Source organism: Ureaplasma sp. ES3154-GEN (assembly GCF_025780075.1).
Classification (GTDB): Bacteria; Bacillota_I; Bacilli_A; order Mycoplasmatales; family Mycoplasmoidaceae; genus Ureaplasma.
This window is the reverse complement of the sequence record NZ_JAOXHM010000006.1, coordinates 44,217-57,927: the sequence shown is the minus strand read 5'-3', so window position 1 is coordinate 57,927 and position 13,711 is coordinate 44,217. Positions and strand designations below refer to the sequence as shown.

Annotated in this window: 3 protein-coding genes; all 3 read right to left on the bottom strand. The window is 28.1% G+C overall.

From position 1 onward, the window contains the following. Nucleotides 1-715: 715 nt before the first annotated feature. The 3 genes from OF377_RS02995 to OF377_RS02985 all read right to left on the bottom strand — a co-directional run bounded on the left by OF377_RS02995 (nt 716) and on the right by OF377_RS02985 (nt 13,499). On the bottom strand, nt 716-5,638 hold the full coding sequence (locus OF377_RS02995; RefSeq protein WP_263836403.1) for an MGA_1079 family surface serine endopeptidase: 4,923 nt from the start codon (nt 5,636-5,638) through the stop codon (nt 716-718). Nucleotides 5,639-5,852: 214 nt separating this feature from the next. Continuing rightward, nucleotides 5,853-6,710, bottom strand: coding sequence for a hypothetical protein (locus tag OF377_RS02990; RefSeq protein WP_263836402.1), 858 nt, complete (start codon nt 6,708-6,710; stop codon nt 5,853-5,855). Between the two features lie 117 nt (nt 6,711-6,827). Next, nucleotides 6,828-13,499 (bottom strand): ABC transporter permease, encoded by a 6,672-nt coding sequence (locus OF377_RS02985; RefSeq protein WP_263836401.1) that lies wholly within the window; start codon nt 13,497-13,499, stop codon nt 6,828-6,830. Nucleotides 13,500-13,711 lie beyond the last annotated feature (212 nt).

Here is a 13,711-nt window from a genome sequence, read left to right as displayed (position 1 = left end):
TAAGGAAGATATTTATTTAAAAACGGCATTTTAGCTTGGATTTTTAAATTTTTAGACACAAAAACACCACTTTTCAGTGGTGTTTTTTTATAAATACTTACCATTTATCATCCGTTGTGATTTTCAAAATAGTCGCTTTTGTTTGTTGTTTCATCCAAGACTTATGACAGCTAGGTTTTGGTAAAAATCGTAGTTTAACAAATTAATGATTAAAAAAGAACTTTATATCCAAAAGTTGTATCACCATACAAACATTGCACTTTGGTTAAATTACTGCCTTGTCTCACACTTAGTTTTATAGAGAATGTATAATGTATAAAATATACATAAATAATTGAAATATCTTTTTTGAAATGGCATATGGTTTATCTGTACACGCCTGTTTTAGGTTGATAAATTCTATTTGTTGTAGAATTTAAATTAATTTATACATACTTTTGTGTATTACTTAATTTATGATGTGCTAAGTTTTTGATGTATTTTTGAAACTTAATTATATAAGATTCTGATACAAGTCTAGTTTTTGTTTTATATATAGAATAAAATGGAGATGTTTTTTAAAATATGGCATCATGGTCTATATTTCAATTAAATTTATGTTTTTTATTCAATCATAATTATTAATTGATAAATTTTTTATTTTTATTCATAAAAACAAACAGATTAACCTGTTTGTAAAATTTAAAAATATTAGTTGTCTAATTTTAGATAGATATTACTGCTGATTTTGTTCTATTTTTTTAAAAAATCAAGGTAGTCGGTAGTTAATTGGGTCTAATAAGTTTGCTCGTAAAATTTGAGCGCCTAATGACTTATCATTAACTAGTGTTAAAGGGTTTTGGTGATTAAAATTAACTCCAAAGTGATTATATAAATATCCAGCATAATGTAATCCTCATGTCTTAGTGCCAGTTGTTCATTGAGATTTAATTAATCCAAAATAAGTATTATTATCAAGAATGAAACCAGTACCAGACATTCCGGGAGCCGCAAAAACAGTTGGATAATGATTATGAGTATTAATATAAATATTTTTGTTATCAGTGGGTACACGATTTAGTATTAAACCAGTTTGTTTTTTACCAGGAAAACCCAAAACTGTTGCCTCGCGCAAATGGGGGACATTAATGATTGCATCATTGCCACTAATATCTAGTTGCATATCCTTATTGGATAACTGATCAATTTTATAAATAATATCAGTATATCCGTGCAACAAAGCATCTTGATAAAATGGATTTAAATCAACAACGAATACTGTAATATCTGGATTCGATATGTAGGTATCAGAATTATTATTTTGTTCAAAACCTGAATAAATAACTTTAATGTTTACACCGTTATAGGTATTAGCTGGTCAAAAACCTTGTGTATTGCCATCAATTAAATCATTTTTTAAATATTTGTCTATTGTCGAATACAGTCGATTTGTAAATTCACGTAAGAAATTTTTGTGTGCAACACTTGCGTAATTATCTAAACCATCCCCCTCAACGTGCCGGTTGGTTATAACATAAAAACGTTTATCATTAGGATTCGTACTGACTCTTGCAAGAATTGTTGCTGATCCGTACACAATTTGGTCTCCATAATCTCGAACGTTTAATAACGCACGAATATATTCATTATGTGCTTGATTAAATTTTATATACTTATCCAAACGTAAAGTATCCACATCTAGTTTGAATCCATCGTGTAATTTTCAGTATACATTTTGGTTTGGGTTATATATACCTTTATTAGTATAAAATGATTCATCATTAGCAAATAATGTTGGTTGGTTAATTTTTGAAAAATAAACATCATTATAATCAAATCGATTTGATTCGTATCCGAAGTTTTCGTTTTGCAAGTAGTTCGTATAAGATATGCTAATCTTTGCCGCATAATCTGTAATTAAAAATGCTTTGTTTTCATCAAAAAGAGAGTTATTATTTTCGTTAATAAATTTATGCGGGTTGTCAACTAATATTTTATATTTTGGATTAGTTGGAAAAAAAGTAAATGTGATTCCTATATGTGGATCATATTTCATGATTAATAATATCTGATAAGTAACAGTAGTATCTGTGGGCAAATTATATGTTTGAAATAAAATTTGTTTTTGGATTAATTCGTTTCAATTAATGCTAACTTTTAATTGATACTGTTCATCAAAAAAACGATTATTTTTTAGATCATCCATAATTAATGAATTTGCTTCAAAACTTATATTTATCCGTGGATTTTTTAGATTAGGCTGTAATAATGTTTGTTCTAGATATTTAAGAGGAAGTAATCATTGTGCGCTGTTAGTTTCATTATTTTTTGTTCATTTTAAATCTCGTCAATAAGGTTCAATTATTCGTTGACGATAAACAGAGTGGTTAGCCTGATAAATAGTCAATAAATTTTGTTGATCAGTATTTCATTCTTCTTTGGGATTATGATTTGCTAATCGAATTTTAGGAACTTCATACCAGTTTTTACCCACAATACTAGTTGTTTTATTTAATCGTGTATTATATCCAGTTACTTTTAAATTAAAGTAAAGTTTGTTATTCACTACCCTAAAAGCATTAATTTCGAAATAATTACGCGGTAATGAAAAATTTTGATATACGATTTGATCCTGATCATTTGCACGAATGCGAATAGCTTTTTTTAAATCATTATACCTTTCATAAGTTGTATAGTAATTAAGATCATTATGAATTAGTTGGTCATCAAAGATTAAATCATCATAGGTGATATTATTAAGCATTATTTCCGGATATAACGCCTGTTCATAATCATTAACTAAGTTAACAAGCGTAATATCTTTGTTGTTTGTGTAACGAATGTTATGGTTATTTTTGTTAATATATCCAAGCTTAAAAGACATACTATAACGGTTAACTAATCGGACATCATAAAAAAACAGATAGTAATTATCGTTAATAATTTGCGGATTGGCATTATTAATAGGAGTATTTAATGGGGCTAGAGTGTTATTGCTTAACGGCATGTAAATGGTTGCAGGGTCAGTAACTGTTTCTGGTTTTCGTGATTCTACTAAGTTTAAAAAATAATTAATATTAATAAAAGCTTCTTGGTTAATTAGTTTTTGCGGGTTTAATGAACGGTAACCAACATAACGGTTCTTTGCTCTATTTAATAAAATCGCCTCAGTGTAACGTCAATCAAAATTAGTTGCATTTATTTTATTAAAATTAATAATTTCATCTGGATTAGGTTGTTGATATTCACTATTAAAATCCGCTTGTGTGAAATGTTTATTTTTTGGTTTAATATCAAATCAATTGAAACTTTTGAAGTTATGCATTCAAATAAAATTGGCTCGTTGTTTATTCGGATCATAATTTGGAACTTCAACACCTTTATATGTGTATCATAGAACTAATTTAACACTTTTGGAAGTTAATGAGTGTTGAATGATCTCTTTAACAATCACTTGATAATTACCGAATTTGGGCAAATCATAAACTTCATTAATCGCCTTTTGCGCCTGGTTGATTGTGAAATCAGAATGGGTTAAAGCTTGGTTAGGGTTTTTTAATTTTAAATTTTGATAAAATAACTGAGATTGCACCACACGGTTTTTAGTTGTGTTTAAAACAATTTTTTCGATTGCGATTTGGTGTAACTTATCTAAAAAAACATCATTTGGCAATTCGGTATTAAAATAAATTTTATTTTTAGGTTGTAAAACAAAACTTTTGATTAATTGCTTATTTCAGTAAACGCCAACATGAACATAAAGGTGATTATTTACAAATTCAACATGATTGATTTGATAATTAAAATATTGTTTGATTCCGGTGTATAAAGGCGTAAAAAAATCTTCGTAATGTTCACGCTGATCAAATCAATCAAATTGACTACTCTTAATTCTTGCGTAATCTATATGAAACAAATCATCTAAATACTGATATTCTTGTTTACGAATTATATCGAGATCAACCGTTTTACTAAAAGTTTTTGTTTTTTTAAATGATACTTGAATATTATCCACCCCTTTGATCGCAACAGTAATGGTTGCAATTAACACTTGGGGGTTTGCTAAATCTCATTCTAAATCAGTAATACTGAAATCAAAGATATCAGTATCATAGTTGTCAAAGAAAATATTTGCATTAGTTAAATTAAAACTTGCGGGAGTTGCGTATTCATCAAAATTAAATTTTTGACCATTAATTCCGTAGTCCAAATGGTATAAATTTTCCGTTTCTTTTAATAGCAGCTCCCTGAGAGTTAAATCACTTTGTTTTTGACTAGACATTATAATGTTCAATTCTTTGCTCATAGAAACTATTAGTTTGTGGATATGATTAAAATCTAATGAAGGTAGATGAACGATTTTATTGTTAGTGAAAATATTGCGGATGCGGGAAAGAAATTTATAAAAATTATAAACGTTGATTGAACTAACATTATTGTTTTCAATATCTCCACGAAACTTAGTTATTTTTTCGATAAATATTTTTAATGCGTTATTAAAATTATTAAAGCTATTTTCGAATTTTTGAAGCTGTTTAAAGGTATTGAACTGGTAAATATAAGTATTAATTAAGTTTTTAATATTTGTTGTAAAAGGAGTGTTTAATAAGGTATTTTTAAGTGTTGTTTGACGGTGAATAAAATCTGAAGTTAAGCGATCAAGCTGATTGTTAATGTTTATTAAATCATTATCTAAAATAGATACTTCAACCATAGTAAGCCATTTAGTTTTATTTGTAATATCATCGGAAAAAAATTCTAGAATTCGCTGAGTTGTTTTATTTTTTAATTCACTATTAATGACAACTAAATTCTGGTTATTTATAAAAAAACCTTTAGTTTTGTTGATTAAACTTTTGGACGTTTCAATTAACTTTATTAGATCTAATTCAGGGACTGAGTTGATGTTTTCTAGATTATGAACATAATCTCTTATAGGTTGTAAATTTAAATCATTAAGATTTTCATACGTGCTTAATAATGTTTTTAAATAACTAAAATTGTTTTTAAAGTGAATTAAATCTGTAAATAAACCAATGTCTACCTCATCATAATTATTCAGATGTTGTTGGATTAAAAATAAACCAATTTGCTTGATTAAAATATCGTTTGAACTGATTTGATTCAAGGAATCAAGAAGAAAAACAAATTGTTGATTCTTACTTTTTAAGAGATTATTATATTTGTTAATTAAGGAATCAGCTTCGTTAATCAAATCGTTGATTACTAAGGGTTGATTAAATAACAATGGTGTTTTGATTTTGTTTGATATTAAATGGATTTGGTTAGTAATTTTTTCTTTTAAATTTTCACCTTTTACATATTTAAACTTGAAGCTCATTGGTACAAAAGCTTCGATTGTTAAAAATTTATTTATAATAAGCAAAATATCGGCTTGGTTGGTATTCACAAATGGAATCGGTGTATTATTAATAATCTCATTTTTAATTTCTTTGTTCAAGTTCAAATTGTTTAGTTTTTCAATAAACAATTTCCGTTCTATTAGCTGATTATTTGGTTGTAATTCAGATTTATCTGTTTTTTGATCTTTATTGTCCTTGGCATTTGGATCATTATATTTAACCGTACAAGCGACAACAGGTAAAGAAGTGAAGAGAACAACAGATAAGAAGAGTAGAGATTTTTTAAATTTTTTCATATATTTGTTTTAAAAAATAATTTTTTTGATTACCAATAAATAAAAAGTTGAATTTATTAGTAGCTTATATTATTTTATTTTTTACTTCTAAATTTTCTAAAGAGTTTATATTTATTTAAACATTATTTTTTTATTGTATATAAAAATTTATTATTTAGCAAAATATAAAATTTACTAAATATATTTTTATGGTGAAATTACGTATATTTATTAACTAGAAAGGCAAGTACACCTGATTATTTTCTTGCTTGATTTCGATTTTTTCTCCATCAATTGTTTGAATTCCAATAATTGCCAGATCTTTATTTTGGAATCGCTTTTCTAGAGCGACTTCAGATTGACCATCCCAAATAATCGGAATTAAGAAGGTATATGTTTTTCCATCATCCAAACGAATAAATAATTTTGCACGCTTATTTTTATACTCATCTTGCGCGTTTTTGTATAAAACAATTTTATTTTCAATGACCGCCTCATCTCGTGCTCGTCAACTAATGTGTATGTAGTTTTTATAACCTTTAATTCTTCAAATATTATCGACCCAAAGATAGGGGTAAAATTTTGATTTTTCAACAATAGATGGTCGTTCAATTTTTTCAATTTCTTTTAGTAGTTTTCTTTTTTTATCTTCCTCTATAATGCTACTATCATTTGGTATTGGTATATCCGATGTCTTTGATTTGTTATTAGTTTTTAATTGTTTAAAGTAACGGGAATCAATTGTTTGATTGAATAGTCATGAAACTTGATTATTGCTTTTTAGTTTATATGTAACGTTAATTGCTTTATTTTGTTTAAATGCACTTACAAAAAGCACTGTAATATTGTTGTTATTTGTTATAAATTCAAAAAGTTCGCCAGTTAAGCTATTAGGAACTTCTTTAAAAGAAGTATTTGTTTGATTTTTGTATTGAACAACAACATTGCTATTAAAAAAATCTCAATCAATTTGTTCGGGTTTTTTTGTAGTTGGTTTATTAACATTAAAACAGGTAGTAGCTAAACTTGTGATTGCAATGCTTGTCGCAATCAGGCTAAGATTACTAAATAATATTTTTGTATACTTTTTCATGTCCCCCCCTTTTTTTAATATTTTTTGCTTCATTTATTAATTATTTTTTAATTAAAGGTTTTAATTGGAAATTTTATAGACAAGGAACAACTCATTATAGTATTAAGTTTATACTTTCTATTCTTTATTTTCTGCTAATGCTAATGCAAGGTTGAGATTTTTTGTTTTGTAGTATGTTAGTAACCATGCACCGATTAAAATCATACCTACTAAACCGAAAGTGAGAATAAAGATTCATCATGGAATGATAGGACTAATAATAATATTAAAGGCATTAAAGATTGCTAGTTTATATAATTCAATTACACCAAAAGCTAAAGGAATTGAGAAGATGATGTTAATTATTCAAACAATTGGATATACAAACATAAAGTTATGCACGTTTCTAAAATTGTTTGTTCCCAAGACTTTCATCATTGCAATCGATTTTTGGGATTCATTTGCTAATGTAGAAGCAATTACAATGATGATGATAAATAGTGTTGGAAGTAAAGACAACATTACAATTAAGAAAATATTAAAGATTGTATAGTCAATGGTTTTTGCTAAAATTGTATTTTCTTGATTTGCATCTACCCCCACGAATGAAGGAACAACAACTTGCTGTCCAAAAATTTCCCGAATCTTGAGTGCTAATTTTTTCATGTTCAACTGGCTGAAATCAACGGGATTATAGTTAGGATCATCGCTGATGATTTCGTTAATTTTAGCCCATGATAATAACATCATATAGAAGATTGCACTGCTTGAAAATTCATCGTTAAAATTAATATCATTAATCGGTCAATTTCCTAGTGCTGGTGTTAAGCCTGATGGAGAATAAAAAGATGCAATATTATAAAAGAATAATGGTTCAGTTTCTTTTGTGAAAAAACCATTAAATAATCGTTCGGACGAAATTTCATAACCTCGTTCATAACCCTTCTGGTTTTTATACGCATTAAAACCAATTAATTCGTTTGCAATTTTTTGATTAATATAAAATTGTTCATCCATATGTGTATCAACAATCCCAACCACTTTAAAACGTGTCTGATAATCTTTTTTGTGGTTATTGAATTGGTCGGTGAATCGACGCATATGATTATTGATATCAAAGTTAACTTCATCCCCAACACGAAGTTGATACTTTTTCGCAACAACCGCATTTATTAGCAGAGGGTATGCCTGTTGATTAATATCGTCATTTTTAATTAAATTTAATAAATCCTTTTGTTGATCATCATAGAAAGTTAATTGTTTTGTCTTTTCATCAAGGTTTTGCTCATAATTTATTCCCAGAATTTTTGCTTTGCTTGGCTTTTTATTGATTAATAAATGACCAGTTAAATAAGTATATGTTTGCATTTGTTCATTTGAATCAAAATTAACTGTTTTTAAAGCGATTTTATATTGTTTATGATTTAGCTTCTTGCTAGTTAGAATTTGCGTAATTAAACGTACAAATTCAGGGCGGAATTGGGCAGCACCTTTTTTTGTTCCAATATTATCGGCAAGATTAAATTGTCAAACACCATCTTTTTTAATAAAGAAATTATCAGGATCATTTTCTGATAAGGGCGGTTTACCAGTAACTGTTCATAAGGAAAATTGTTTATGAACAATTTGTGGATTATTTAGATCAGGTACATCAAAAAGTTGGTTTACTTTTTGTTTATTTGTATCGAATTTGTAACCAAATTCCCTAAATGCTGCTTCGAGTAATGATTGAGAGTTTGCTTCCGCTTTTCCAGAAACTTGGGTTGGTAAGAAAGTTTTTGCAAAAACTCACGGGTTGAATTGGATTGGGAATTGTCCGGTATCTACTTGAATATTACCATCTAGTGCTATTTTAGTAATAATTTTTGAATCCAAGAATTCAATATTTTCAAAGATTTCAGGTTGGGTTGAAGGAGATGGGAAATAGGTGTTTGATAAAATTGGACCGAAGGTGATTGGTCCATTTTTATCATCCACACTATTAATTACCCGCATTGCATTGTTATATGCAATTGTTGAATAAGGTAATGTGTTTACACCATATTTGTAAATTTGATCAAGATTATTTAAATACAAGTTAATTTGTTGGTCTTGGTAAGCGATTTTTTTGATTTCGGAAATATGGTTGGTTAATAAATGTTGGTAATTGATTTGTACAATCCCAGGACGCAAGAAATTGCCTAGAATTTGTTGTTGCTTGGGTTCGGATGGTTTGGTGCAAATTGCATTGTTTTTATGGTTAGGATTACATAATGGTATTGCACTAATTTCTACATTTATTTTTCGATTAGTGTTCATATAATCAAATTGGACATTATGAATATCTGTGATATTAGATAAGTACAAACTATTATTATAGTAATGGATATTATCACTTAAATTTTGTTTATCCTGACTATAAATAACTTTTGCATCACTTGCGAGATATTGAATTCTATAAGTATTAGTTGAATTTAATTGGGGTTCATTCAAATATTCAAGATGACTTAAATCAAATATTACTTGGTTATTGACAACTTTGCTTGTTAATTGTTGACTAGTGATATTGTTATAACGTAAATATAAAATTAAGTTTTGATCTTCTAAATCGCTAGGAAGATGGTTGAAATAAATAAAAGGCAAACGTGTGTTATGGTCATAAAAGAAATAACCGTGTTTTTGGTAGTCTAAAGTTAACAAATTATTTGCAAATAACTCTGGTTTATAAACTAATTCTTCATTCTTGTATAAACCTTTTAAAACATATAAGCCAAGTGTTTGTTGAAGCGGCGAGACGTCAAAATAAACAAACTTACTATCCTGTTTGACAGGTTCTAATTGCAATGTTTTTTCATTGTGCTGATAAACAAGGGTTAAATTAGGTGTTTGATTAGGTTTTTTAACTTGAATGTACTGGTGATGATTTTCAAAAATAAAATAACCTAATTTAGTTTTGTCAATCACTTGCCAATCTGGGTTAATTTGTTCAAAACTAATAATTTTTGTTTGTGGACGCTTATGCAGTCGAATTTGCTCAAAGTTATAAACATTGCCATCAGGTAATGATAAATAATCAAATGGGATAAAACCATCATGATTAATAACACTTTTTATAATAAACTGCTTTTCGTTTTGGTCGTGGTAAATTATATCGACAGGCTCATATGCGTAATTAATTATTTTTGCGTCCAATAAAACTTGTTGAACAATTGGTTTCATTGGAGCATTTTTAGTTGCAGTACCAATTAGGTGGTATGGAGAAGTATAGTATAAACCTCCTTGGTTTGTTGGAGAATATAAATCTACTGCATACTGATATGAGCGCTGTTTATTTGTATGTATAGCGGATGAAACGAAATTATTTTTGGTTGTTGCTAACACCGTAGCAGTAATAGTAAATGAGCTACTAATAATCATTAAAATACTCATTCGTACAATATTTGATAAAACATAAGTTGATCGTAAAACTGCACTTGCTCCAAATTTAGATAATATTTTGCGTGATGACATCATTAGTTTGTTCAACTTAAACCCAGGATCACCTTTCATTGTTTCTGCAACCGGTTTACTTAGAATTTTAAGAATTGCAATTGCACTAATAACAGCCAAAATGGCTGCTAAGCCACCTAATAACGCAAAGATCCAACCAACAGATACAAAGTTTGTAGGCAAACTGATAAATCAGTATGGACTAAATAAACTCATAATATACGGCTGCAAAAAGAAGGCAATTGGATAAGCGATTAAAACTGTAATGATAGGTGGTAAAACATAAAAAGGTAAAAACGACGCTCAAATTTTAAATTTACTCTGACCTTGTGCGAGCAAAGTTGCAAACATAATTTGTTTTTTCTTAATCAAGTTTCGCAAACTTGTTCCTACAAAATACATTCCTAGAATCATAATTAAAGAAACAAGAACGATTGCAATTGTAAGTACAATATATGTTAAACGATCTAGAAAACCAACACGTTTTGCGTAAAGAGGGAATGTTTTGATTGCTTCCTTTTTGGTGTATATTTTTGCTTTATGACTTGCGTCAAAATCTTTTTTTAGTTTTTCAAATAATTGGCTACGTTTGAAATATTCAAATGGTTTGGTGTCAGATTTAAGTGTGTAGTAAGAGAGAATATCAACAGAACTATTATATGCTTTTAGTTTATCAAAACCACCTTGGTTCACATATAAAACAGCACTTTTTGATGGATCAATTAGAATATCATCAGCATTAATTGCGGGGAATAAAAATTCAGCCGAATCAACACCATCTAAAATATAAAAATACTGATTATTAATTTCAATTTTATTTTCATCAGGAACAACATAGCGTAATCATGAATCGTAATCTTTCGCAATTTTTAGCCCATTGATTTCGTAGAATGGTGGTTGATTATCATTTTTCTTATACACCATTTTTTGTGCTTCTAAATATGTTTGCAAATCACCTGGTTTTTTAGGATTGTTTGAATCCTTATTGTGCGCTTGCAAATAAGCGGATGAAACATAAGCAAGATCAGATGTTTTTTCAAAAATATTAATATTGAATGGTAATTGAATATCGTTAGATTTTTGAACAACAGATTCAATTAAATAGCTATCCCCGTTAATTTGAAAGTTATGAAAAATGAATAAACGGATGAAACCATTAATTGCATTTTGCAAATTTTTTAGCTTTAAGGGTGATGTTTCTGCTCATTTAATTAGCGCTTGTAGATCATTAACCTGAGAAAATACATCATAATCTAAATCATAAAAACGTTTAGCCTTTCTTAAAGCTAGGTGGTTTTTTTGGTCCTTACTACCCTTAACAATAATATTTTCTAATTGCAGGGTTTTTGCTTGGTTTCTGTACTGATCATTAGTCATTACAAAAACGCTATCTTCGTTTAAATAGTAGGCAGGAAAGTTAAACACTTGTTGTGTGTTTGGTTCACGATAAACAGCAATTAATTCGTCTTGTTTATTGAAGGAATTTATCTGAACAGGAATAGTGAAATTTTTATTTGGTTGATAAATAAATTGGTCATAAAGATCATAACTAAAATGATCAGCCTCTTGTTGATATTCACTCGATGTTAACCAATCACCATTTTCATATATAATACGAAAAAAATCCAATAGATTATACTTATAAATAATTCCTGGTGTGATATATGATGTATAGTCTCGTTCCGCAGGCGGAATGCTTGCGTCTTGGCTAGAATCATTATTGTATGTTGTGAGTAAATATTGCAAAAAAGCTTTGTAGTTTAAAAATAAAGTATCAAAATTTGCAAATGTTGGTAATGATTTATGAAAGTAAACTCGTTCATATTTTTTATTAAATTTTAGAGAATCCTTTAATTTTGGATTAACAGTAACTATATTGTTAATCCGTAATTCATCTTTGACCACTTGCCCTTTTTTATAAGTTGGTTGACTAGTGTTTACAACAATAAAATTTGTGTCAGATTTTGAATCATTAAAAATTCCAGATTCGTGTTTTTTATAAAAAACTTCGTAGTCATCAAGAGTTTGAATAAAACTTTTTGACTGTAAATATTTATAAACAAAATTGTTGTTACGGTAGTTATTAATCTGAGCTTCTAATAGTCGCTTTTGTTGTAATAAATTTTGATCATTTGGTTTTAGCTTTAATTGTTCTTTATTTTGGGACAATTGACTTTGTACATAGTTTAATTGTCGTTCATTAGCGAGAAATTTTTGTCGTGAATACTCGTAAAAAACACGAGTTTCTTCTTTGATTTTTGTGTTCAATAAACTTTTTGCATTTGCAATCATATCCTGGATTCGATTAAATTGTTTAGGATCATCTGCTAATTCCTGGGGAATAAATAAATAATTTTTAAACAAATCGTAATACATTTGTTCTCTGTCAGCAATTGGAATTTCATATTCATAGAGAATATTATTTTCATTAATCTGGTTTAAATCAGGTTTTTGGTGCCGTAAGTAATTTGCAAAAAAGACATATTCATCTGACGATTGCTTCAGATCAATATGCAAGGGAACAGCTACGTAATTACTGCTTATTGTATTATTTTCTAAGAATTCAATTACTTTAGTTCATGTGTCATGAAAGCTATTAAAAACCCGGTAATCAAATTCTCGATAACTTGGTGATTGAATAATTTTTTGTTCATTAATATCAATATTTTTAATCACCATAGGATTTTGAATAAAATTTTTTAAACCGAATGGAAGACTTTTATCAAATTGATAAAAAGTTAAAAAATTAGCATTAGTTTGTGCAACACCCATATTTAATTTTAAATATGGTTCGTACTTCAATAAACCTGTTTTTAAACTCGGAGTTTTGAAAAGAATTCGCCCAGAATCTAGTTTTTGAATTCCTACGAGCTTGGTTTTTTGATTAATATTATCAAAGACTAAATCATGATAGCTATTCGCATCATCATCATTTTGACTCTGGTTATTATTTAATCAAAAAACAGTTGATAAGGAATGAGTGTTTAAATAGTTTCAGTCGATATTTCCATCTAAATTTGCAACCTTTTGGTCAATTGTGTGGGGTCAATATAATTGTTTAAAAGCATTTTGATCGGCAAGGTTAAAATAGTTGTTTGAAAGTTTTGCTTGGTTAAAAACTTGCAGTTTAACAACTTCATTTGTATCATATTGAATGCGATTTGATGCCAGTGGAATAGGTTCAAAAACAAGTTGATCGTGATTTAACGGCTCTAAATAAGATTCACTTGCAATAGATGATTTTTTTAAATCCGCTTGAGATTTATTTAAACGCTGAATAGTTATTGTAGTTGTGGTGATCACAATAGTAGAGATAATCATTAAGATTGACAACTGAATCATTAGGGTTCTTGACCTAAAAAGCAGTTTAAACATATTTTTCATTAATAATCAAAAATTACGCATAAAATCCCTCGAGCTTAATATTTATTTATTTTACATTAATATTAATTAATTTGGTATTCTATCATTTTTTTAATATAATATATACGTGTTGTAATGACACATTTTTTAATATATAAGCATGTGGAAGATGGTTTAAAACATGAGAACTA